Origin of the sequence: Citrobacter sp. RHBSTW-00570, assembly GCF_013739755.1 — a bacterium.
Classification (GTDB): domain Bacteria; phylum Pseudomonadota; class Gammaproteobacteria; order Enterobacterales; family Enterobacteriaceae; genus Citrobacter; species Citrobacter braakii.
The window spans coordinates 4,045,986-4,068,867 of the sequence record NZ_CP056399.1; the positions used below are offsets into that span (position 1 = coordinate 4,045,986).

The 22,882-nt window shown below is 52.8% G+C and carries 22 protein-coding genes; 7 read left to right on the forward strand and 15 right to left on the reverse strand.

Annotated features, from left to right (window positions below):
* The first annotated feature begins 15 nt into the window (after positions 1–15).
* From metQ to HV237_RS19325, 5 genes are all read left to right on the forward strand, one after another.
* Positions 16–831 carry a methionine ABC transporter substrate-binding lipoprotein MetQ gene (gene metQ / locus HV237_RS19305; protein ID WP_006686809.1) on the forward strand — a complete coding sequence of 272 codons (816 nt, stop codon included), beginning with the start codon at positions 16–18 and terminating at the stop codon, positions 829–831.
* Positions 832–947: 116 nt separating this feature from the next.
* Positions 948–1,352, forward strand: a complete 405-nt coding sequence (rcsF, locus tag HV237_RS19310) for an Rcs stress response system protein RcsF (RefSeq protein ID WP_016151780.1) — start codon at positions 948–950, stop codon at positions 1,350–1,352.
* Positions 1,349–2,056 carry a tRNA (N6-threonylcarbamoyladenosine(37)-N6)-methyltransferase TrmO gene (tsaA, locus tag HV237_RS19315; RefSeq protein WP_047358507.1) on the forward strand — a complete coding sequence of 236 codons (708 nt, stop codon included), beginning with the start codon at positions 1,349–1,351 and terminating at the stop codon, positions 2,054–2,056. The genes rcsF and tsaA overlap by 4 nt, the downstream gene beginning before the upstream one ends.
* A gap of 113 nt (positions 2,057–2,169) precedes the next feature.
* A complete protein-coding gene (proS, locus tag HV237_RS19320; protein ID WP_016151778.1) occupies positions 2,170–3,888 on the forward strand; it encodes a proline--tRNA ligase in 1,719 nt (572 codons plus the stop codon).
* 52 nt (positions 3,889–3,940) lie between these two features.
* Positions 3,941–4,765 carry a YaeF family permuted papain-like enzyme gene (locus HV237_RS19325; RefSeq protein ID WP_047358506.1) on the forward strand — a complete coding sequence of 275 codons (825 nt, stop codon included), beginning with the start codon at positions 3,941–3,943 and terminating at the stop codon, positions 4,763–4,765.
* A 47-nt stretch (positions 4,766–4,812) separates the two neighbouring features.
* On the opposite strand, the gene nlpE is transcribed toward HV237_RS19325, so the two are convergent.
* The 3 genes from nlpE to HV237_RS19340 are packed head-to-tail and all read right to left on the reverse strand — an operon-like array spanning position 4,813 to position 6,509.
* Positions 4,813–5,514 carry an envelope stress response activation lipoprotein NlpE gene (gene nlpE / locus HV237_RS19330; RefSeq protein WP_087121852.1) on the reverse strand — a complete coding sequence of 234 codons (702 nt, stop codon included), beginning with the start codon at positions 5,512–5,514 and terminating at the stop codon, positions 4,813–4,815.
* 30 nt (positions 5,515–5,544) lie between these two features.
* The gene (arfB, locus tag HV237_RS19335; protein ID WP_016151775.1) at positions 5,545–5,967 is read right to left on the reverse strand and encodes an alternative ribosome rescue aminoacyl-tRNA hydrolase ArfB; all 423 of its coding nucleotides are present in this window, start codon (positions 5,965–5,967) and stop codon (positions 5,545–5,547) included.
* Positions 5,967–6,509 (reverse strand): YaeQ family protein, encoded by a 543-nt coding sequence (locus HV237_RS19340; protein ID WP_016151774.1) that lies wholly within the window; start codon positions 6,507–6,509, stop codon positions 5,967–5,969. Before HV237_RS19340 ends, arfB begins: the two co-directional genes overlap by 1 nt.
* A 188-nt stretch (positions 6,510–6,697) precedes the next feature.
* Between HV237_RS19340 and HV237_RS19345 the strand changes: the two genes are divergently transcribed.
* Both HV237_RS19345 and rof read left to right on the forward strand, forming a co-directional pair.
* Complete coding sequence (locus HV237_RS19345; RefSeq protein WP_003018499.1) at positions 6,698–6,898, forward strand: YaeP family protein; 201 nt, start codon at positions 6,698–6,700, stop codon at positions 6,896–6,898.
* A complete protein-coding gene (gene rof, locus HV237_RS19350; protein WP_016151773.1) occupies positions 6,885–7,145 on the forward strand; it encodes a Rho-binding antiterminator in 261 nt (86 codons plus the stop codon). The genes HV237_RS19345 and rof overlap by 14 nt, the downstream gene beginning before the upstream one ends.
* A 54-nt stretch (positions 7,146–7,199) precedes the next feature.
* Here rof and tilS read toward each other — a convergent pair whose 3' ends face one another.
* From tilS to bamA, 12 genes are all read right to left on the reverse strand, one after another.
* Complete coding sequence (gene tilS / locus HV237_RS19355) at positions 7,200–8,492, reverse strand: tRNA lysidine(34) synthetase TilS (protein WP_047358505.1); 1,293 nt, start codon at positions 8,490–8,492, stop codon at positions 7,200–7,202.
* A 61-nt stretch (positions 8,493–8,553) separates the two neighbouring features.
* Positions 8,554–8,943 (reverse strand): VOC family protein, encoded by a 390-nt coding sequence (locus HV237_RS19360; RefSeq protein WP_016151771.1) that lies wholly within the window; start codon positions 8,941–8,943, stop codon positions 8,554–8,556.
* 66 nt (positions 8,944–9,009) lie between these two features.
* Complete coding sequence (ldcC, locus tag HV237_RS19365) at positions 9,010–11,148, reverse strand: lysine decarboxylase LdcC (RefSeq protein ID WP_047358504.1); 2,139 nt, start codon at positions 11,146–11,148, stop codon at positions 9,010–9,012.
* Between the two features lie 99 nt (positions 11,149–11,247).
* Positions 11,248–12,207 (reverse strand): acetyl-CoA carboxylase carboxyl transferase subunit alpha, encoded by a 960-nt coding sequence (accA, locus tag HV237_RS19370; protein ID WP_003018513.1) that lies wholly within the window; start codon positions 12,205–12,207, stop codon positions 11,248–11,250.
* 12 nt (positions 12,208–12,219) lie between these two features.
* Positions 12,220–15,702: a DNA polymerase III subunit alpha gene (gene dnaE / locus HV237_RS19375; RefSeq protein ID WP_047358503.1), complete on the reverse strand. Its 3,483-nt coding sequence runs from the start codon at positions 15,700–15,702 to the stop codon at positions 12,220–12,222.
* 24 nt (positions 15,703–15,726) lie between these two features.
* The gene (rnhB, locus tag HV237_RS19380; protein WP_019078405.1) at positions 15,727–16,323 is read right to left on the reverse strand and encodes a ribonuclease HII; all 597 of its coding nucleotides are present in this window, start codon (positions 16,321–16,323) and stop codon (positions 15,727–15,729) included.
* Positions 16,320–17,468 (reverse strand): lipid-A-disaccharide synthase, encoded by a 1,149-nt coding sequence (gene lpxB / locus HV237_RS19385; protein ID WP_003829168.1) that lies wholly within the window; start codon positions 17,466–17,468, stop codon positions 16,320–16,322. The genes rnhB and lpxB overlap by 4 nt, the downstream gene beginning before the upstream one ends.
* Complete coding sequence (lpxA, locus tag HV237_RS19390; RefSeq protein WP_003018525.1) at positions 17,468–18,256, reverse strand: acyl-ACP--UDP-N-acetylglucosamine O-acyltransferase; 789 nt, start codon at positions 18,254–18,256, stop codon at positions 17,468–17,470. The genes lpxB and lpxA overlap by 1 nt, the downstream gene beginning before the upstream one ends.
* Before the next feature lie 3 nt (positions 18,257–18,259).
* Complete coding sequence (fabZ, locus tag HV237_RS19395; RefSeq protein ID WP_003018528.1) at positions 18,260–18,715, reverse strand: 3-hydroxyacyl-ACP dehydratase FabZ; 456 nt, start codon at positions 18,713–18,715, stop codon at positions 18,260–18,262.
* A gap of 103 nt (positions 18,716–18,818) precedes the next feature.
* The gene (gene lpxD, locus HV237_RS19400) at positions 18,819–19,844 is read right to left on the reverse strand and encodes a UDP-3-O-(3-hydroxymyristoyl)glucosamine N-acyltransferase (RefSeq protein ID WP_003018531.1); all 1,026 of its coding nucleotides are present in this window, start codon (positions 19,842–19,844) and stop codon (positions 18,819–18,821) included.
* A gap of 3 nt (positions 19,845–19,847) precedes the next feature.
* Positions 19,848–20,333 carry a molecular chaperone Skp gene (skp, locus tag HV237_RS19405; protein ID WP_016151765.1) on the reverse strand — a complete coding sequence of 162 codons (486 nt, stop codon included), beginning with the start codon at positions 20,331–20,333 and terminating at the stop codon, positions 19,848–19,850.
* Between the two features lie 122 nt (positions 20,334–20,455).
* On the reverse strand, positions 20,456–22,870 hold the full coding sequence (bamA, locus tag HV237_RS19410) for an outer membrane protein assembly factor BamA (protein ID WP_016151764.1): 2,415 nt from the start codon (positions 22,868–22,870) through the stop codon (positions 20,456–20,458).
* Positions 22,871–22,882 lie beyond the last annotated feature (12 nt).

The following is a 22,882-nucleotide window of genomic DNA, read 5'->3' on the forward strand; positions in this document are numbered from 1 at the left end:
GAAAAGGAAATAAGCATGGCGTTCAAATTCAAAACCTTTGCGGCAGTTGGGGCCCTGATCGGTTCTCTGGCACTTGTGGGTTGCGGTCAGGATGAAAAAGATCCTAACCACATCAAAGTGGGCGTTATTGTTGGCGCAGAGCAGCAGGTCGCAGAAGTCGCGCAGAAAGTGGCTAAAGAAAAATACGGTCTGGACGTTGAGCTGGTCACGTTTAACGATTACGTCCTGCCTAACGAAGCGCTGAGCAAAGGCGATATCGATGCTAACGCCTTCCAGCACAAACCGTACCTGGATCAACAGATCAAAGATCGCGGCTACAAACTGGTTGCCGCAGGTAATACTTTTGTTTACCCGATTGCGGGCTACTCTAAAAAAATCAAGTCACTGGATGAGTTGCAGGAAGGCTCTCAGGTCGCGATTCCAAACGATCCGACTAACCTTGGCCGCTCCCTGCTGCTGCTGCAAAAAGTGGGCTTAATCAAACTGAAAGACGGTGTTGGTCTGCTGCCGACCGCGCTGGACGTGATTGAAAACCCGAAAAACCTGAAGCTGGTTGAACTGGAAGCGCCGCAGCTGCCGCGTTCCCTGGACGATGCGCAAATCGCACTGGCGGTCATCAACACGACCTACGCCAGCCAGATCGGCCTGACCCCGGCTAAAGACGGTATCTTTGTTGAAGATAAAGATTCTCCGTACGTAAACCTGATCGTGACTCGTGAAGACAATAAAGATGCTGAGAATGTGAAGAAATTCGTTCAGGCATACCAGTCTGACGAAGTGTACGAAGCAGCAAACAAAGTCTTCAACGGCGGTGCTGTTAAGGGCTGGTAATTTTAGGCTGTTTCCAGAATCTGTAATATCATCAGGACGGGCGCTTGCCCGTCTTGTCATTTATGCAAGCACCTGATTCAATATCTGACGTTTAGATCATTCATTGAGGAAATATTATGCGTGCTTTACCGATCTGTTTAGTAGCACTCATGCTGAGCGGCTGTTCTATGTTAAGCAGATCCCCTGTTGAACCCGTTCAAAGCACCGCTACCCCGCCTAAAGCGGAGCCGGAAAAACCCAAAGCACCGCGCGCGGCGCCGGTAAGAATCATTACTAACGCTGAAGATTTAGTTGGCAAACCGTTCCGCGATCTCGGCGAAGTCAGCGGCGAATCCTGCCAGGCATCCAACCAGGATTCTCCGCCGAGCATTCCAACCGCACGCAAACGCATGCAGATTAACGCATCTAAAATGAAAGCAAATGCGGTATTGCTGCACAGTTGCGAAGTAACCAGCGGAACGCCGGGTTGCTATCGCCAGGCGGTTTGCATCGGTTCTGCACTGAACATTTCGGCGAAATGAGCCATTTTCAGTTCGAGCAAATAGGCGTTATCCGCTCACCTTATAAAGAAAAGTTCGCCGTTCCACGCCAGCCGGGTCTGGTGAAAAGTGCCAACGGTGAACTGCATTTGCTCGCACCTTATAACCAGGCCGATGCCGTTCGCGGCCTGGAAGCCTTCAGCCATTTGTGGGTGATTTTTGTTTTTCACCAGACAATGGATGGCGGGTGGCGTCCAACCGTGCGCCCTCCCCGTCTTGGCGGCAATGCCAGAATGGGCGTCTTTGCCACGCGTTCAACGTTTCGTCCGAACCCTGTTGGCATGTCGTTGGTTGAGCTGCGGGGCATCCGTTGCCATAAAGAGCACGTAATCCTTGAGCTCGGCGGGCTGGATCTTGTTGATGGCACGCCGGTAGTGGATATAAAACCGTATCTGCCGTTTGCCGAATCGCTGCCTGATGCTCGCGCCAGCTATGCTCAGGACGCGCCGCAGGCCAGTGTAGACGTGACGTTCAGTGAAGAGCTCGCTGAGCAACTCCCAAAGCTCGAACAGCGTTACCCGCATCTTCGTCAGTTTATTGCCGAAGTGCTGGCGCAGGATCCGCGTCCTGCCTACCGTAAAAACGAGGAAGAAGGCAAAACCTATGCCGTCTGGTTGCTGGACTTTAACGTCCGCTGGCGCGTGACGCCGTCAGGATTTGAGGTCTTTGCTCTGGAAGCCCGCTAATTTGCATCGCGTACTCTTTTGACATCCCCTTCTCGCTGGTAAACTAAACCACTTTTGTTTTGTGCCAGGCTCATTTTGAGCCTGTTCGATCGTTCAACTGGAACCGTAACAACATGCGTACTAGCCAATATCTGCTCTCCACTCTGAAGGAGACACCTGCCGACGCCGAGGTCATCAGCCACCAGCTGATGCTGCGCGCCGGGATGATCCGCAAGCTGGCCTCCGGGTTATATACCTGGCTGCCGACCGGCGTGCGCGTCCTGAAAAAAGTCGAAAACATCGTGCGTGAAGAGATGAACAACGCCGGTGCGATCGAGGTGTTGATGCCGGTCGTTCAGCCTTCTGAACTGTGGGAAGAGAGCGGCCGTTGGGAACAATACGGCCCGGAACTGCTGCGTATTGCTGACCGTGGCGATCGTTCGTTCGTACTCGGCCCAACGCATGAAGAAGTGATCACCGACCTGATCCGTAATGAGCTGAGCTCTTACAAACAGCTGCCGCTGAACTTCTATCAGATCCAGACCAAATTCCGTGACGAAGTGCGTCCGCGCTTCGGCGTGATGCGTTCCCGCGAATTCCTGATGAAAGATGCCTACTCTTTCCACACTTCTCAGGAATCTCTGCAGGAAACCTACGACGCGATGTACGCTGCGTACAGCAAAATCTTCAGCCGTATGGGGCTGGATTTCCGTGCGGTACAAGCGGATACCGGTTCTATCGGTGGCAGCGCCTCTCACGAATTCCAGGTGCTGGCGCAGAGCGGTGAAGACGATGTGATCTTCTCTGACTCTTCCGACTATGCGGCAAACATCGAGTTTGCCGAAGCTGTTGCACCGAAAGAACCGCGCGCCGCTGCAACGCAGGAAATGACGCTGGTTGATACGCCGAACGCTAAGACCATCGCCGAGCTGGTTGAACAATTCAACCTGCCTATCGAGAAAACCGTGAAAACCCTGCTGGTGAAAGCGGTTGAAGGCAGCAGCTACCCGCTGGTTGCGCTGCTGGTTCGTGGCGATCACGAGCTGAACGAAGTCAAGGCGGAAAAACTGCCGCAGGTTGCCAGCCCGCTGACCTTCGCCACCGAAGAAGAAATTCGTGCGCTGGTTAAAGCAGGTCCAGGATCTCTGGGTCCGGTGAACATGCCGATTCCGGTGGTTATCGACCGTACCGTTGCGGTAATGAGCGATTTTGCTGCCGGTGCCAACATCGACGGTAAACACTATTTCGGTATCAACTGGGATCGTGACGTGGCCACCCCGGAAGTGGCTGACATTCGTAACGTGGTCGCCGGCGATCCAAGCCCGGATGGCAAAGGTACGCTGATGATCAAACGCGGTATCGAAGTGGGCCATATCTTCCAGTTGGGTACCAAGTACTCTGAAGCGATGAAAGCCGCCGTTCAGGGAGAAGATGGTCGTAACCAGACGCTGACCATGGGCTGCTACGGTATCGGGGTCACTCGCGTTGTGGCTGCCGCGATTGAACAGAACTACGACGATCGCGGCATTGTATGGCCAGATGCCATTGCCCCGTTCCAGGTTGCTATTCTGCCGATGAACATGCACAAATCCTACCGTGTGCAGGAGCTGGCTGAGAAGCTGTACGCGGAGCTGCGCGCGCAGGGTATTGAAGTGCTGATGGACGATCGTAAAGAGCGTCCAGGCGTGATGTTTGCTGATATGGAGCTCATCGGTATTCCGCATACCATCGTGCTGGGCGATCGTAACCTCGACAACGACGATATCGAATACAAATACCGTCGTAACGGCGAGAAAGAGCTGATTAAAACCGGCGACATCGTCGACTACCTGGTCAAAGCTATTAAAGGCTAATACCAGCATAAGGCCCTGAGGATCAGGGCCTTTTTTACATGGATTGTATAAAATGGCTAAATCAACGGCGTATTACCGCCTGCTCCTCCCCTTCGGTCTTCTGCTTTCAGCCTGCACGATTGACGTCAGTCAGCAAAATTCATCAGCAACGGCTGTTGATGCCCAGGCAAAGAAATGGGAGGTAAAACTCCAGCATCAAAGCTCATTTACCGATCAAGCGCTGCATGAAATTACGGATACCGACCTCAGGCCGGGCGACCTGCTGTTCTCCTCCAGTCTTGGGGTGACCTCATTTGGTATTCGCGCGTTCAGCACCTCTTCTGTCAGCCATGTCGCCGTTTACCTTGGCGATAATGAAGTTGCCGAAGCGACTGGGGCGGGAGTACAAATCATTTCGCTCAAAAAGGCTGAAAATCACAGCGATAAGCTTTTTGCTCTGCGGGTCCCCAACCTCACACCGCAGCAGGCCGAAGAAATCAAAACATTCGCTTATAAAATCAAAGATAGCGGCTATAACTACCGCGGCATCGTCGAATTTATTCCGTTTATGGTGACCCGGCAAATATGTTCATTGAATCCTTTCTCAGAGGATTTTCGCCAGCAATGCGTCAGCGGGCTGGCAAAAGCACAGTTGAACAATACCAGTGAAGGAGAAAAGAAGGCGTGGTTTTGCTCCGAATTTGTAACCGATGCGTTTGCCACAGCCGGGCATCCGCTAACAATGGCGCAGCCGGGTTGGATTAGCCCTTCCGACCTGATGCATATGCGCGAAGGTGACATTTCCGCGTTTAAGTCTGAAACGCAGCTACAGTATATCGGCCACCTGAAGTTAGGGATTTATATCAAAACCAGCCGTTTTGTTGGATTGATCCGATAAGGAAAAACTGTCCGGGCGATCGCCGGACAGTTTTTATAAGCTGCAGATTAATCATCGCAACTCTGGCCAGGGATAAACTTAATTTCTTTATCCGCTCTTAAGGTTTTCACTGGTGTGCCCGTATCAGGATTTTCTTCCATCGTGAAGTGCCCTTCCACAGTAAGCAGAACTGCCTTATCCGTTGCACCACGCGCAGTCAGATAATCTCGCTCCAGTTGTGCATTGTTCGCGACAGAGACTCTTTTACCCGTCGCACAATCAGTGAAGGTTGCCGCGTCAGCCATATAGAAGTACATGCCCCGCATCGGCATTGGCGTCACCGGTAAGCTGGCGGAAACTGGCTCAAGCGTGTAGTTGAACTGTGACTCAATCGGGTTACCTTCACGATCGAGCATCTCCAGCGCTTCACCTTTTGCCCGGTAGTACGACTTCTCACCTTTGCTGTCAGTCAGCACCAGCTTATCGGCAGTGCGCGCCCATGTACCATAAGAAGCAAAGGAGGACGGTTCATCTCGCACGCCCTGATAGCGTTCATTCATCACCCATGTGCCGTCTTTTTCCAGGAACAGAGAGGTTTCAATTCCTTCGCAGTCCGCGCAAGGCAAAATGCCACGCCAGCTTTGCTGCATCGGTTTTAATTCTGCCGCCCGCGTCGGCTGTAGTACATCGACTTCAGTACGGTTGTTACAGCCGATCAAGGAAAAAAGCGTGCATGCAGCGACCACGGACAATATTGCTGTTTTCACTATGAATTCCTTATAATTTTTTATTCCCGCTCGTCAGTCTTGCGTTCGACGAACTCTCCCACGCAGTGCTTTCACTGTGGATTTTTGCGCCTTCGATGACAACCTGCGCTCTTTCGAGGCGCGCGTAGGACGTGTTGCCTGTCGGCTTTTTTGCACCGCGGTTAATTCTTTTATCACCGCCACCAGTCGGGAGATTGCCGCTTCCCGATTTAGCTCCTGGCTACGGTATTCCTGCGCCTTTATGATAATAACGCCATCGCTGCTAATCAGATGATGGCTGGCGGCCAGCAGACGTTCCTTGTAATACTCTGGCAGGCCTGAGGCCCGAATGTCAAAGCGCAAATGGATAGCCGTCGAGGTCTTGTTAACGTGCTGACCGCCCGCGCCCTGTGCCCGAATCGCCGTGATTTCCAGCTCACTGTCAGGGATAGAGACGTTTCGGGAGATAACAATCATCAACGCGGCTGCCACGCGGTCAGATGAATTTCCAGATTGTTCTGAGAATCAGACAGCCAGATGGCGCCATCCTGGATAGTTGCCTGCAGCGCCATTGTACGACCAGCAAAATCACTCAGTTGCGCCAGCTGTTCATCATCCAGATACCACACGGTGAGATTTTTAAACTGCGCACACTTGTTCTGGTTTTGCTGCCACCAGATCTGGGCCGCACGGCTGTTGTAAGTAAACAGAGCAACCTCACCAGACTGGGTACAGGCTTTTTTAATACGACGCTCATCCGGCAGACCCAGTTCAATCCAGAGATCGATGCCCAGATGGTCGTTACGCAGCCATGCTTCAGGCTCGTCTTCAGCACTCAGGCCACGCGTGAACTGCAGCCGTTCATCGGCATATTTAATCCAGGCCAGCAGGCGCAGCATCATGCGCTCCTGGGTTTCAGAGGGATGACGCGCCAGCGTCAAGGCCGCGTCAAGGAACTGGTTGCGGTCGAGATCCGCTACGTTGACGACGGCTTTATAAATTGTCGCTTTAAGCGCCATGAGAGAACTCCTTTCGAATCAGGCGCTCATTGTAGCGAAAACCGCGGCAAAAGGCTGCTAACAGCTCCTCAATCAAGGCGCTGATATTGCTTGAATGAGTATGGTATAGTCACCTTGCTAAACAGAGTTTATCTTCGTAGGCTTAGACTTGCATCCACGGTTAAGTCAGAGTGCTGACAGGAGGGCATGTGGAAAAATATTGTGAGTTAATACGCAAGCGGTACGCGGAAATCGCCAGCGGAGACTTAGGGTATATCCCGGATGCGCTGGGTTGCGTATTGAAGGTGCTTAATGAAGTGGCGGCAGACAGCGCCCTTCCAGAGTCGGTCAGGGAAAAAGCGGCCTATGCTGCCGCCAACTTACTGGTGAGCGATTATGTCAATGAATGAAACGTATCAACCCATCAATTGTGATGATTACGACAATCTTGAACTCGCCTGCCAGAACCATTTGTTACTGACGCTGGCGCTAAAAGATGGCGAAGTTTTGCAGGCGAAAGCGAATGACCTGGTTTCACGCAAAAACGTGGAGTATCTGGTCGCAGATGTCGCAGGTGAAATCCGGGAGCTTCGTCTCGATAAAATTGCCAGCTTCAGCCACCCGCAAATCGGTACCGTGGTCGTCAGCGAATCTTAACTTTTCTTGCACCTTATCAGGCCTAAATGACCAGGCCTGATAATCGCACCGCCATCAGGCATGCCAAATCAGACTCATACCTTCTTCATCTACCGCCGCACCCTCACGCGTCACAAAAACACCCGCAGCCGCAATCAACGTTTCACCGTAAAACAACAACGGCGTGGTATCTCGTCGCCAGGGCGGGATCCCCTGCTCCTGCCAGATTTTCTTTAATTTACGTCCACCGTTACGCCCGACAATATGCAATACGCCTGGCGCTTTAAAACGAATACTGATGGCTTCACCTGCTTGCGGGATGCGCAATTCGCCAGCCGAGATTAGCTGCACCGAGCCTAACCCGGCTGGCAGCGTCAACGGCGTTTCCCGGCATGACCACGAGATGACAGTTTCGCTTTGCCCGTCGACCGATTTGACCCACCATAGCTGTGACTGATAGCGACGGACCTCATATTCTCCTAGACGAAAACAGGGGGAAGCATCTTCTCGCGCCAACGCCACTTCCTGCCAGATACGTTCCAGCCCGTCCCGGGAAGGCATCGGCGCATTTAACCCCGCCAGCCAGCGACGCAGCAGAGCGGCACGCCGCACGCCACTCATCATCATTAACGGTGCCAGTAATAGTGTGCCTTGGGCAGTCACGCAGCCGGCTAAATCATTGGCCAGCAGTTCATCCAGTAAACTCTCCTGCTCGGCACACAGCGCGGCGCTACGGGCTGCGGCTTGCGCGAAGTGCGGCCATCGTTGTTGGAGCAAGGGGGTAACGCGCAATCTGAGAAAATTGCGATCGTAGGCATCATCCTGATTACTTTCATCTTCGATCCAGCATAATTCATGCTGTCGCGCCCATGCTTCAAGCGCCTCTCGCGTTTGCGCCAGCAGCGGTCGAATCAGTTGGGTTCCGGCAAATGGTGAGCTTTCACCCATGGCGGAAAGCCCGGCAGGACCACTGCCGCGCTTAAGCGCCAGTAGAAAAGTTTCACACTGGTCGTCGAGATGCTGGGCGGTCATCAGCACTTCACCCGGTAGTAAGGTCTGCGCAAATGCCTGATAGCGCGCGCGTCGCGCCTGGGCTTCGACACCCAGACCATCATCCTCAAGATGGACCCGTTCAACCACCAGCGGCACCTGCCACTGTGCGCATACCGACTCACAGTGTTGCACCCAACTGTCTGCCTGCGGGCTTAATCCGTGATGAATATGGATTGCACGCAAGGCAACCTCAGGATTTTGCGCTCGCCACAGTACCAGCTGATGCAGCAGCACGGTGGAGTCCAGCCCGCCGCTAAAGGCGACCAGAATCGATTGAGAATTTAGCAGTGAAGTGTTCAGCGTGAGTGTCGTCATGATGGTTACTTACAAGGGCATTGCCCGGCACATTGCCAGGCTAATGCCACAATGATAAGACTTACAGCTCGTACAGTTCGAGCGGTAATCCGTCCGGATCGTTAAAAAACGTAAAGCGTTTGCCGGTAAACGGATCGATACGCACGGATTCGCACTTCACGTGGTGAGCTTCCAGATGCGCGATCGCTTTTTCCACGTCATCTACGCTGAACGCCAGATGGCGTAAACCGCAGGCTTCCGGTCGGCTCGGACGGCAAGGCGGAAATGGAAAAGAAAAAAGCTCAATCACATACTGACCGTTCAATGCCAGATCACCTTTCCACGAGTCACGTTCTTCCCGGTAGGCTTCGCTGATTAGCGTAAAGCCAAGCACATCACAGTAAAATGCCTTACTCGCCGCGTAGTCCGTCGCAATAATGGCAATATGGTGAACCTGTTTTAATCCCAGCATAGCGTCATCGCCTCTTTCGTTTTTCTGCCAGCACATTACTCGTGCGTAATGGGTTCACGCAAGTCGTCATGCCATTTTTAGGACTCGCACGCGATACACGCCATCTTCACCCAGTTTAGCGCCATGGATATCGGTTTCAAATCCAGGATAGTGATGGCCCACTGAACACAACATCAGCAGAAAATCGAGTACAGCCCGGCTTTTGGCCGTGATCATTTCCCCGGGCATCAAGAGCGGCACACCGGGAGGATAAGGCAGAATCATATTGGCAGAAATGCGCCCCACCAGTTGGTCGAGCGCCACCGTTTCGACCTCACCTTTGATCTGCCGCTGCCAGGCCTGGTGCGGGGTCATTTTCATTTCCGGTAAGGTATCAAATGCCCGCAGCATCAGCCCGGAGAGATCGTGCTGGCGGATCAGCTTATGGATCCCCTGCGCCAGATCCTGAATACGCATATTACGATAGAAATCGGGATCTTCGGCATACAGATCCGGCAGTATATTTTTCACGCGTAAATTCAGATCGTACGAGCGTTTAAATTCCGTCAGGCCGCGCAGTAGTCCCATCGCCCGGGTTTTATCAATGCCAATACTGAACAGGAACAAGAGATTATACGGTCCCGTTTTCTCGACAACGACGCCGCGCTCATCAAGGAATTTCGCCACCAGCGCCGCAGGGATCCCCTCTTCACTCATATTTCCCTGTTCATCCATTCCCGGCGTAAGAATGGTGACCTTCACCGGGTCGAGGAACATATGGTCGGCGTCAGCATCAACAAATCCGTGCCAGTCTTCACCAGGCGCTACCGGCCAGCACTCCGCCTCATCTACCCTTTCCGGCTGCCAGATATCAAAGAACCAGCCATCCGACTCTTCGCGTAGCCGCTGCACTTCTTTACGGAAATGCAGCGCCCGCTCCACTGAACGATTGATTAACCGCTTGCCTGAATTGCCACGCAGCATTGCCGCCGCCGTTTCTATCGACGCGACAATCGGGTAGCTCGGGGAAGTGGAAGTGTGCATCATAAAGGCTTCGTTGAACGTCTCTTCGTCGTAGTCGCCCTTAATGTGGATCAGAGAAGCCTGTGATAGTGCCGCCAGCATCTTGTGGGTTGACTGGGTTTCAAAAATCACTTTCCCCGGCACCCGTTCGCCACTCATCCCGCTTTTCCCCTGATAGATCGGGTGAAAATGGGTATACGGCACCCAGGCAGAATCAAAATGAATGGAGGGCACATCCAGGGTTTGCTTGATCCAGTTGGTGTTATACAACAGGCCGTCATAGGTGGAATTGGTGATCACCGCGTGTACCGGCCATAGCGCCTGAGGGGTCTCTTCTACCTTGCGTTCAATGCTTGCGCGGGTGAATTCCCGACGAGGTATACCGCCGAGGATCCCCAGCGCATTGCGCGTAGGCTTCAGCCAGATTGGCACCACATCGCTCATCATGAGCAAATGCGCCAGCGACTTATGACAGTTGCGATCAATCAGTAGCGTACTGCCTGAAGGCGCGGCATACATGCCGACAATCTTGTTCGACGTCGAGGTGCCGTTGGTCACCATATAGCTCTGCTCGGCGCCAAAGGTGCGCGCGATATACTCCTCCGCTTCCAGATGCGGGCCGGTATGATCCAGCAGCGATCCGAGTTCAGTCACGGAAATAGACACGTCGGCCTTCAGCGTATTGCCGCCAAAGAAATCATAGAACAGGCAGCCTACCGGGCTTTTCTGATACGCCGTTCCCGCCATATGTCCGGGTGTGCAGAAGGTGTACTTTCCTTCCTTCACATAGGTAAACAGCGCCTTGGTGAAAGGAGGCGTGATGTTATCGAGGTATTCGCTGGCGTACTGACGGATGCGGGTTGCAATATCTTCAGACTGGCCCAGCGCATACTCAAAAAACCACAGCGCCATGCGCAGGTCGTGCGCGCTGACATCCATCGTCGAATGGGTATTAATAAAGGCGTAGAGCGGGAGATACTCGTTGAGCTGGTTGATGTCACTGCACAGATCCAGACTGTATTCATCCCAGTCAAAAATGACACCGCAAATTCGTGGGTTATGTTCGATAAACTTAAGCAGGTCGACGCTATTCTGCGGCCAGATAATCTGAAACCCCTGCTGTTGCAGCGCACGCTCAAGTTCCTTGATGGGCTCATCTTTATAAAAGACGCCATGCGGTCCCATGATGGCAATGATATTCATGCGTTCCTCCTGGAAAAACCTTAGTTAATCATAGCCTGGTGAAACCACAGGTAAAAAAAAGGGCCACAGCGTTGTGGCCCTTTTCAGAATTAATGCAGTTTACGCGTAACCGTAGCTCATCAGACGCTGGTAACGACGGTTTTTCAAATCATCTTTGCTTAACACGTCGAGGTCGGCGAGATCGGCCAGCAACTGTGCTTTCAGGGACGCAGCCATCACTTCCGGGTTGCGGTGCGCGCCGCCCAGCGGTTCCGGGATGATAGAGTCGATAAGCTTCAGCTCTTTCAGACGCGGCGCGATAATCCCCATCGCTTCTGCGGCCAGCGGCGCTTTGTCGGCGCTTTTCCACAGAATGGAGGCACAACCTTCCGGGGAGATAACGGAATAGGTGCTGTATTGCAGCATATTCACTTTATCGCCTACGCCGATCGCCAGCGCGCCGCCGGAACCACCTTCACCAATAACGGTGCAGATTACCGGTACGCTCAGACGCGACATTTCACGCAGGTTGCGCGCAATCGCTTCAGACTGACCACGTTCTTCCGCGCCCACGCCCGGATAAGCCCCTGGGGTGTCGATGAAAGTAATGATCGGCATATTGAAACGCTCGGCCATTTCCATCAGACGCAGCGCTTTGCGATAGCCTTCCGGTGCCGGCATGCCGAAATTACGACGAATTTTTTCTTTGGTCTCACGGCCTTTCTGATGACCAATGATCATCACCGGACGGCCATCCAGACGCGCGATGCCGCCGACAATAGCTTTATCATCCGCATAGGCACGATCGCCCGCCAGCTCATCAAATTCATCAAATGCCAGGCGGACATAATCCAGGGTGTACGGACGCTGTGGATGGCGCGCCAGTTGGGCTACCTGCCATGCGCCAAGATCGGCGAAGATTTTACGCGTCAGCTCTACGCTTTTTTCACGCAGACGATGCACTTCTTCATCGATGTTAATATCCAGTTTCTCATCCTGACGGCTAACCGCAGTCAGAGAATCGATTTTTGCTTCCAGCTCTGCAATCGGCTGTTCAAAATCAAGGAAATTCAGACTCATAGTATTCCTGTATTAGTCAAACTCCAGTTCCACCTGCTCCGAACCAATAAGGCCACGGAGATCGTTTAGCAAACGATCGCTCGGAGAGACACGCCACGTTGCGCCAAAACGCAATCGCGCACGTGCATCCGCCCTCTGATAGTAGAGATGTACTGGAATTGTCCCCGAGCGGTGGGGTTCCAGAGACTGACGGAGTCGGTTTAAAAGCTGGTCATCAATTTGCCTGTCCGTCAGCGAGATAGCAAGCCCGCGAGCATATTTTTCCCGGGCTTCGTCAATATCCATGACTTCACGGGCCATCATTTTAAGCCCGCCGCTGAAGTCATCAAAACTGACCTGTCCGCTGACGATAAGTATGCGGTCTTTTTCCAGCAATTGCTGGTATTTATCCAGGGCATCGGTAAACAACATAACTTCCAGACGCCCGGAACGGTCATCCAGGGTACAGATGCCGATACGATTGCCGCGCTTGGTGACCATTACCCGCGCAGCAATGACGAGCCCCGCAGCCGTGGTGACTTTACCACGTTCTGTCGGATGCATGTCTTTCAGCCTGTGGCCTCCAACATAGCGCTCAATTTCTTTTAAATACTGGTTGATGGGGTGTCCCGTCAGGTAAAGCCCTAACGTTTCACGTTCCCCTTCTAATACCACCTGCTCCGGCCACGGTGTACAGTTAGCATAAGACTGTTCAATTTGTTCCGGCTCTTCAGCCAGCACGCCAAACATGTCCGCCTGACCCGTTGCCTCGGCTTTCGCATGCTGATCGGCGGCTTTTAGCGCATCGTTGAGCGAATTCATCAGCGCCGCACGATGCGGACCAAGGCGGTCAAACGCCCCGGACATGATTAACTTTTCCAGCACCCGGCGGTTGAGTTTTTTGATGTCCGTGCGCGCACAGAGATCAAACAGCTCGCGGAAGTAACCGCCTTCGTTGCGCGCCTCAATAATAGCTTCAATTGGCCCTTCACCCACGCCTTTTATCGCGCCGATGCCATAGACAATTTCGCCATCATCATTCACGTGAAAATGATAAAGCCCGGAGTTGATATCCGGCGGCAGGATTTTGAGCCCCATACGCCAGCATTCATCCACCAGCCCGACCACTTTCTCGGTGTTATCCATATCGGCGGTCATTACCGCCGCCATAAACTCGGCGGGGTAATGCGCCTTCAGCCATAGCGTCTGGTAAGAGACCAGCGCATAGGCAGCGGAGTGCGATTTGTTAAATCCGTAACCGGCGAATTTCTCCACCAGGTCAAAGATTTTCATCGCCAGTTCGCCGTCGACGCCGCGCTTTTTCGCCCCTTCTTCAAAGGTGCCGCGCTGCTTAGCCATCTCTTCCGGCTTTTTCTTACCCATCGCACGACGCAACATGTCCGCACCGCCAAGGGTATATCCGGACAGCTCCTGGGCAATCTGCATAACCTGTTCCTGATACAGGATAATGCCGTAGGTCGGCTCCAGTACTGGTTTCAGACACTCATGCTGCCATTGTACGTCCGGGTAGGAAATCTCTTCGCGACCATGCTTACGGTCGATAAAGTTATCTACCATCCCCGACTGTAGCGGACCAGGACGGAACAGGGCCACCAGGGCGATCATATCTTCGAAGCAGTCAGGCTGCAGACGTTTGATAAGATCTTTCATGCCGCGGGATTCAAGCTGGAAGACCGCCGTGGTCTCCGAGCGTTGCAGCATGTCGAAGCTTTTCTTGTCATCCAGCGGGATAGCGGCGATATCCAGCGGCGGCTCGCCGTTCTTTTCACGGCGCGCGTTAATCATTTCCAGCGCCCAGTTGATGATGGTGAGCGTACGCAGGCCGAGGAAGTCGAACTTCACAAGGCCGGCATATTCCACGTCGTTCTTATCAAACTGAGTAACCGGGTGCAGCCCCTGTTCATCGCAGTACAGCGGCGCAAAATCGGTAATTTTGGTCGGCGCGATAACTACACCACCGGCGTGTTTACCGGCGTTACGCGTGACGCCTTCCAGCTTACGCGCCATATCGATCAGCGCTTTAACCTCTTCATCTGCCTCATAGATTTCCGGCAGTTGGGGTTCGGCTTCAAAGGCTTTTGCCAGCGTCATGCCCGGATCGGGTGGCACCAGTTTCGAAATACGGTCAACGAAGCCGTACGGGTGTCCCAGCACGCGCCCCACGTCGCGGATAACCGCTTTGGCCGCCATCGTACCGAAGGTAATAATCTGCGAAACAGCATCACGACCGTACATTTCCGCCACGTGTTCAATTACCTGGTCGCGTTTCTCCATACAGAAGTCAACGTCGAAGTCGGGCATTGAGACACGTTCCGGGTTCAGGAATCGTTCGAACAGCAGGTCAAATTCCAGCGGATCCAGGTCGGTAATTTTCAGCGCATAGGCGACAAGCGAGCCGGCACCGGAACCACGTCCAGGGCCTACCGGTACGCCGTTATCTTTCGACCACTGGATAAATTCCATCACGATCAGGAAGTAGCCAGGAAATCCCATCTGGTTGATAACTTTAAGTTCAACTTCCAGACGTTCGTCATAAGGCGGGCGCTTCTGCGCGCGAACTTCAGGGTCCGGGAACAAAAACGCCAGACGTTCTTCCAGACCTTCGCGCGATTTCGCCACGAGGAAATCCTCGGTGGTCATATCACCGGTCGGGAACTGTGGCAGGAAATACTCACCCAGACGTACCGTCACGTTACAGCGCTTAGCTATCTCAACGGTGTTTTGCAGCGCTTCCGGAATATCGGAAAACAGCTCGCACATCTCATCTTCGCTACGCATGTACTGCTGCGGCGAATAATTACGCGGGCGTTTCGGGTCGTCAAGGGTGAACCCGTCATGGATTGCCACGCGGATTTCATGCGCGTCAAAATCACCGGTTTCAAGGAAACGAACATCGTTGGTCGCCACCACCGGAAGACCACGCCTTTCCGCCAGTTCTACCGCTGCATGCAGATAATTTTCTTCATCTTGCCTGCCGGTGCGGATAAGCTCGAGGAAGTAGCAATTTGGAAAATGTTCTTCGTAAAATGCTACGCACTCATCAACCAGTGCGCTATTACCGCGCAGCAGGCTGCGCCCAACGTCGCCCATGCGGCCGCCGGAGAGCAAAATCAAACCTTCTTTTAACTCGGCCAACCAATCCCGGTCAATGACCGGCCCTTCTGCGCCATAACCACGCTGATAGGCTTTCGATATCAACAACGTCAGGTTCTGATAGCCGGTATTGTTTGCGGCCAGCACGGTGAGCTGCGTGAGTTCATCGCCCAGCAGATCGCTACGGACATGAAAATCTGCGCCAACTATCGGCTTGATACCCGCACCGTGACCCGCTCCGTAAAACTTCACCAGACCACACAGGTTGGTAAAATCGGTGATCGCCAGCGCAGGCATGCCTAACGCGGCCGCCTTTTTCACCAGCGGCCCGGTTTTCGCCAGCCCATCGATCATGGAGTAGTCGCTGTGCACCCGCAGGTGGACGAAACGAGGTTCAGACATCTTCAGATTCCTTCGACACAAGAATCAGGACGTGAGTCCCAGTGCGCGTTTGACGGGGCCAAAACTACGGCGATGGTGCTCTGTTGCGCCATGCATTGCCAACTTTTCCAGATGAAAAGCGGTTGGATAGCCTTTGTGCTGTGCAAAGCCATACTGCGGGAACACCGTATCCAGGGCCGCCATTTCAGCATCACGAGTGACTTTTGCCAGTATCGACGCCGCGCTAATCTCCGCCACACGGCTATCACCTTTTACCACCGCCAGCGATGGCACCGGTAATGCCGGGCAACGATTGCCGTCGATCAGTACGTATTCCGGCGCTATATGCAGACCCGCAACCGCACGCTGCATGGCCAGCATAGTGGCATGTAAAATATTCAACTCGTCGATTTCATGTGGTTCCGCACGCCCCAGGCTCCAGCTTAACGCTTTTTCTTTAATCTCATCGAATAGCGCCAGGCGACGTTTTTCCGACAGTTTTTTTGAGTCGTTAAGACCGATAATAGGGCGAGCCGGATCCAGAATGACGGCGGCAGTGACGACCGCGCCGACCAAAGGACCACGTCCAACTTCATCTACACCCGCCACTAAATGCGTATGCGGATATACAAATTCAATCATTGCGCTAACTCCAGGACCGCATCCGCCGCCTGCTCATCAGCGTTGCAACGGATCTGCTGATGCAGTTCACGGAATGTGTCGTGCATTGCATGGCTGGTTTTGCCATTCGCCAGCAACGGCAACAGCGCTTGCGACAGCGCCTGCGGTTCGCACTCTTCCTGCAACAGCTCTTTAACCAGTTCTCTTCCCGCCAGTAGGTTAGGTAGCGAAACGTAATCGGTCTTCACCAGACGCTTTGCCAGCCAAAAGGTGAAAGGTTTCATACGATAGCCAACCACCATCGGGCATTTTGCCAGCATACATTCCAGCGCAGCGGTGCCTGAAGCCAGCAGTGCGGCATCGCTGGCAACCATCGCTTCACGTCCCATCCCATTAAGCAGATGTACGGAAAGCTCCGGTGCAACTTCAGCTTTAATGCGCTCAAACTGCTCGCGACGTTTGGCATTCACCAACGGCACTACCACTTCGAGATCTGGATAATGCTGGCGTAACAACTGCGCCGTTTTCAGAAAATCGGCGCTGAGCATCTCCACTTCTGCGCCACGGCTTCCTGGCAATAGCGCCAGGCAGTGAGCGTCATGGGGAATACCCAGAACATCGCGAGCCGCGTTTTTATCCGGGTCCAACGGCATGGCATCTGCCATGGTATGACCGATAAAGCGGCACGGGACGTTAAATTTGTCATAAAACGCTTTTTCGAAAGGCAGAAAGGCCAGCACCATATTGGTGGATCTGCCTATTTTGAAAACGCGTTTCTGTCGCCAGGCCCACACAGAGGGGCTGACGTAATGAATGGTTTTAATGCCCTGCTTTTTCAAATTCCCTTCGAGGGTAATATTGAAATCAGGCGCATCAATACCGACGAAAACATCCGGCTTTAAGTCGGTAAATCGGCGAGTGAGATCGGCGCGAATATGCAGTAACCGGCGCAGGCGTCCGAGCACTTCAACAATGCCCATTACCGCCAGCTCTTCCATTTCGTACCAGGCTTCACAGCCTTCGGCCTGCATCAGCGGACCCGCCACGCCAACAAAACGCGCATTGGGAACGCGAGCCTTGAGTGCACGGATTAACCCTGCACCAAGAATATCGCCGGAGGTTTCTCCGGCGACGAGGGCAATCGTTAAAGGACGCTGCTCAGTCATTAACGAATCAGACCACGCGTTGAGCGCTCAAAGAAGTCGCTGAAAGCCTGAACTTCAGGGTACTGTTTCGCCAGTTCCGCGATTTCCGGTTTCACTTCTTCCAGCGTTTTACCGCTACGGTACAACGCTTTGTAGGCATTACGAATCGCGGTAATCGCTTCGCGGGTGAACCCACGACGCTTCAGACCTTCGATATTGACGCCAAATGGCGTTGCGTGGTTGCCCTGGGCGATAACGTATGGAGGCACGTCCTGAGCAACGCCAGAACAGCCGCCAACCATCACATGCGCGCCGATGATGCAGAACTGATGCACCGCAGTCATGCCGCCGATGATAACAAAATCATCCAGCGATACATGCCCGGCAAGCGTGGCGTTATTCGCCAGAATACAGCGGTTGCCTACCGTGCAATCATGCGCGACGTGCGCATTAATCATCAGTAAGTTATCGCTGCCCACCTTCGTCACTCCACCGCCCTGCACTGTGCCACGATGAATGGTGACGCTTTCGCGGATGCGGTTGCGATCGCCAATTTCCACGCGGGTCGGTTCGCCAGCATATTTCAGATCCTGGTTAACTTCACCGATGGAGGCAAACTGATAGATCTCGTTATCGCGACCAATTTTTGTATGGCCATTCACGACAACGTGAGACTTCAGTACGGTACCCTCACCAATTTCAACATGGGGTCCAACAATACAAAATGGGCCAATGTGAGCGTTAGCGCCAATGCTGGCGCCTTCTTCCACAATGGCAGTTGGGTGAATAAAGGCGGATTTATCAATCACGTATCAGGCCTCCCGGCTACGGGCACACATCATCGTTGCTTCGCACACAACTTTACCGTCGACCAGCGCAACCCCTTTAAAACGGGTCAGGCCGCGGCGCGTTTTCTCGAAAGTCACTTCCATGATCATCTGATCGCCTGGCACGACAGGACGCTTAAAGCGCGCTTCGTCAATACCCGCAAAATAGTACAGTTCACCTGGTTCCAGTTTCCCTACGCTTTTAAACGCGAGGATACCGGTGGCCTGCGCCATTGCTTCCAGAATCAGTACGCCTGGGAAAATAGGTTTACCCGGGAAGTGGCCCTGGAAGAAAGGCTCGTTAACAGATACATTTTTCACTGCGCGCAGAAAGCGACCTTCTTCAAAATCCAGCACGCGGTCAACCAGCAGAAACGGAAAACGGTGCGGCAGAAGTTCTAAAATCTCTTCAATATGCAGAGTATGAGTGTTAGTAGTCAAAATACTCTTCCTGTCAAAATATACTAAAAGGCAATAATAACACGGCCTGTCGCAATCGTATGAATGGGACAGGCCGAAAAGTCAGACATGCAAAAACGGTGCTTTAGTCTTGTTGATTAACCTTGCGCTCAATCGCTTTGAGACGCTTGCTCATATCATCAATATTCATCACCAGTGCAGCTGTTTTACGCCATACCTTATTGGGCTGTAGCGGAATGCCTGAGGAATAGACGCCAGGTTCGGTGATAGGACGCATCACCATACCCATGCCAGTAACCGTGACTTTATCGCATATTTCCATATGCCCATTGATCACGCTGGCGCCGCCAATCATGCAGTAACGGCCAATCTTCAGGCTACCCGCCATAATGACGCCACCGGCTACCGCCGTATTGTCGCCAATCACAACGTTATGCGCAATCTGGCACTGGTTATCAATGATAACACCATTACCGATCACAGTATCGTCCAGCGCACCACGGTCAATGGTGGTACAAGCGCCGATCTCGACGCGATCGCCGATAATCACGCGACCAAGCTGCGGGATCTTCACCCAGTTACCGCGATCGTTCGCGTAACCAAATCCATCAGATCCGACGACAGTGCTGGACTGGATCAGGCAATTCTCACCGATCTGAATGTCGTGGTAAATCGTCACATTCGCCCACAAGCGTGAACCTGCGCCGATTTTAGTATTTTTTCCGACGAAGCAGCCTGCGCCGATAACGACGTTATCGCCCAGTTCTACGCCAGACTCAATGACCGCATTTGCGCCCACAGAAACATTATTACCCAGCTTCGCCGTCGCATCGATCACTGCACTCGGTGCAATGTTTTGTGCGGGCTGCGGCGTGGTATCTAAGATTTGCGCCATACGTGCATAGGTCAGGTAGGGATTCTTCACTACCAGCGCAGCACTCTTAGCAAAAGGAAGATCGTCCTGCGTCATCACAACGGCAGAGGCCTGGCATACGCCTAAGTGTTCACGGTACTTAGGATTCACCATGAACGTGATATTGCCAGTTTGCGCAGATTGCATGGACGCTACGCCGGTGATGACGATATCGCCATCACCGTGTAATTCTGCATCCAACTGCTCTGCTAAATCAGCCAGTCGAATTGAAGGCATTACTTATTTAACCTGTTTCAGTACGTCAGCGGTGATGTCTTTTACATCGCTGCTGTTGTATGCAACGGTGTTTGCGTCAACAACCAGATCGATGCTCTGACTGTTAGCAACAGATTTCACCGCTGTCTGGATACGAGTAACCAGTTTGCCACGTTCTTCGTTGGAACGACGCGCACGATCCTGCTCAAAAGCCTGAGCTTTCTGAGAGAAAGTCTGACGCTGAGCCATGACGTCTTTTTCCAGCTTGGTACGATCGCTACCCGCTTTCATGGATTGCAGACGCTGCATTTTAGATTGCAGATCAGATTCCATACGCTGCAGTTCGCTGGCACGGCCTTTGAACTCGTTTTCCAGCGTAGCAGAAACGCCCGTCTTCTGTGCAACCTGTTGGAACAAGCTACCCATGTTGACGATTGCAATTTTGTCAGCAGCCTGTGCGGACGTTGCCATCGCTAAACCGAGACCTGCAGCTAATAACCACTTTTTCACAATTAACTCCTTACCATCCCATTTGCACCCGAAGGTACAGTTCTTTGCGTGGCCAGGCGATCCCATGCAAGATCGCCTAAAGTCATCGCTACACTACCACTACATTCCTTTGCGAAGAACAATTACCAAGTTTTACCAATGTTAAACTGGAACTGTTCCGCTTTGTCTCCATCGTACTTCTTGAACGGCTGGGCGTAGGAGAAAACCAACGGCCCCAATGGGGACATCCATTGTAAAGCGATACCCGCTGACATACGGATATTGTTCGGATCGCTGTAGTCCGGATAACCAGAGTACTTAGCTGAATCCCAGTTCGTATCCCAAACGGTACCCATATCCCAGAAGAACGAGGTACGGACCGAGTTGGCATACTTGTCGCTGATAAACGGCGTCGGGGTAATAAATTCCAGGCTGGCGACAGCCATGGCGTTACCGCCCACCGCATCATCCGATTTACACGGTGAAGTATTGGTGGCGTCACATTCGTTATCGTAATCGCTATCGTTGTTATATCGATTAGCCGGTAAATAGACAGCCTTTGGACCGATGGTGTTGGACTGGAAACCACGCACGGTGCTGGAACCACCGGCATAGAAGTTCTCGTAGAACGGCATCTCTTTGCTGCCGATGCCGTCACCATAGCCCCACTTCGTGCGACCCAGAACAACCCATTTGTGATCGTCATCGATCGGCACATAGGTCGCGGTATCCAACGTCGCTTTGTAGTATTCGTTGTCAGAACCCGGAATGGTTACTTTACCGTTCAGGTTGACACGCGTACCTTCCGTTGGGAAGTACCCACGGTCCAGCTTGTTATATGTCCACCCATAGTTGAAGGTGAAATCGTCTGATTTAAAGCTATCAGCGTCAGGATCCTTACCCATTGAAACCAGATAACGTTGCATTGCAACCTGTGGATCCATGTTAGACAAGGAGTTATGCACATAACCCACACCCGCACGCAAGGTGTTGTATTCGTTGATCGGGAAGCCGAGCGTTGCGTCAGTACCATAACTTTTGTTGGTATAGTCGGACAGGTCTGCATCATCCGCTTTAAAGTCATTGTAGAAAACGCGACCACCAAGGCTCACCCCATCAACGGTGAAATATGGGTTGGTGACAGACAACTCAGTATAGGTCTGATAGTCGTTTTTGGTGCCGTTGATCCCGACTGAATAACCGGTACCTAACCAGTTATCTTGCTGAACGCCAGCCTGGAAGCTCACGCCGCTTTCAGTACCGTAACCAACGCCGAAGTTAAAGCTACCGGTGTTACGCTCTTTAACCTTATAGACCACATCAACCTGATCCGGGCTACCCGGTACACGCTGAGTATCTGTATCGACGGTTTCAAAGTAACCCAGACGGTTCAGACGCTCTTTACCCTGATCGACCAGATCGCTACCCAACCAGGCACCTTCCATCTGGCGCATTTCGCGACGCAGAACGGAATCTTTAGAGGTGTCGTTACCTTCAAAACGAATCTTACGCACGTAGAAACGGTTACCTGCATCCACGTTTACGCGTAATTTAACGGTTTTGTCGGCGTCGTTGATTTCAGGTTGCGACTGTACGCGCGGATAGGCATAGCCATAGCGACCCAGAAGCTTCTTGATATCATCTTCCATTTTGGTCACTTTGGTGCCGTTATAGAGTTCGCCTGGCTCGATTTTGGTCAGGGTCTCAATTTCGGCGGAGTGCCCAGCCAGGTTACCGCTCACCTGTACCCCTGAAAGCTTGTATTGATCGCCTTCAGTGATGTTAACGGTAATGTAGATACCTTTTTTATCCGGCGTCAGGCTAACCTGGGTGGAATCGATATTGAAGCGAGCATAACCGCGATCCAGATAGTAGCTGCGCAAGGTTTCAAGATCGCCCGCCAGTTTCTGTTTCTGGTATTTACGATCGCCCACCACGTTCCACCACGGCACTTCATCACGCAGTTGGAAGTGAGAGATCAGTTCGTCGGTCGAGAAAGCATGGTTGCCGACGATATTGATCTGTTGGATCTTCGCCGAAACGCCTTCCTGGAAGACCAGCTTGAGGTCAACGCGGTTACGCGGCAACGGCGTTACCACCGCTTTCACACTGGCGCTGTACTTACCGACGCTATAGTAGAAATCTTCCAGCCCTTTTTCGATATCGGCTAGCGTGGTGCGATCCAGAGACTCGCCAACACGCACACCAGAAGCCTCGAGGTTTTGCTTGAGCATGTCATCTTTCACCGATTTGTTACCGGAGAAAGTGATGCTGGCAATCGTCGGACGTTCTTTTACCTGAACCAGAAGGGTATCACCATCGCGCAGGACGCGGACATCCTCAAAGTTACCGGTGGCGAACAGAGCACGAATGGTATTACTGATGTCTTCATCATTAACCGTGTCGCCTGTGCGCACCGGCATACTGAGGAGAGCCGCACCAACGGCGACTCGCTGTAGGCCTTCGAAATGAATGTCTTTCACTACGAACCCTTCAGCACCGTATACGGTGGCGCTGCTAAACAGCAGCGACGCTATGAGCAACTTTTTCATCGCCATCGTTATTATGCG

Coding starts and splice junctions, on each gene's coding strand:
- rnhB (WP_019078405.1), bottom strand. CDS start 16,323: ATGATTGAATTTGTATATCCGCATACGCATTTAGTGGCGGGTGTAGAT.
- HV237_RS19325 (WP_047358506.1), top strand. CDS start 3,941: ATGGCTAAATCAACGGCGTATTACCGCCTGCTCCTCCCCTTCGGTCTT.
- lpxD (WP_003018531.1), bottom strand. CDS start 19,844: ATGCCTTCAATTCGACTGGCTGATTTAGCAGAGCAGTTGGATGCAGAA.
- bamA (WP_016151764.1), bottom strand. CDS start 22,870: ATGGCGATGAAAAAGTTGCTCATAGCGTCGCTGCTGTTTAGCAGCGCC.
- metQ (WP_006686809.1), top strand. CDS start 16: ATGGCGTTCAAATTCAAAACCTTTGCGGCAGTTGGGGCCCTGATCGGT.
- rcsF (WP_016151780.1), top strand. CDS start 948: ATGCGTGCTTTACCGATCTGTTTAGTAGCACTCATGCTGAGCGGCTGT.
- proS (WP_016151778.1), top strand. CDS start 2,170: ATGCGTACTAGCCAATATCTGCTCTCCACTCTGAAGGAGACACCTGCC.
- HV237_RS19360 (WP_016151771.1), bottom strand. CDS start 8,943: ATGCTGGGATTAAAACAGGTTCACCATATTGCCATTATTGCGACGGAC.
- accA (WP_003018513.1), bottom strand. CDS start 12,207: ATGAGTCTGAATTTCCTTGATTTTGAACAGCCGATTGCAGAGCTGGAA.
- tilS (WP_047358505.1), bottom strand. CDS start 8,492: ATGACGACACTCACGCTGAACACTTCACTGCTAAATTCTCAATCGATT.
- dnaE (WP_047358503.1), bottom strand. CDS start 15,702: ATGTCTGAACCTCGTTTCGTCCACCTGCGGGTGCACAGCGACTACTCC.
- arfB (WP_016151775.1), bottom strand. CDS start 5,967: ATGATTGTTATCTCCCGAAACGTCTCTATCCCTGACAGTGAGCTGGAA.
- lpxB (WP_003829168.1), bottom strand. CDS start 17,468: ATGACTGAGCAGCGTCCTTTAACGATTGCCCTCGTCGCCGGAGAAACC.
- ldcC (WP_047358504.1), bottom strand. CDS start 11,148: ATGAATATCATTGCCATCATGGGACCGCATGGCGTCTTTTATAAAGAT.
- tsaA (WP_047358507.1), top strand. CDS start 1,349: ATGAGCCATTTTCAGTTCGAGCAAATAGGCGTTATCCGCTCACCTTAT.
- HV237_RS19340 (WP_016151774.1), bottom strand. CDS start 6,509: ATGGCGCTTAAAGCGACAATTTATAAAGCCGTCGTCAACGTAGCGGAT.
- rof (WP_016151773.1), top strand. CDS start 6,885: ATGTCAATGAATGAAACGTATCAACCCATCAATTGTGATGATTACGAC.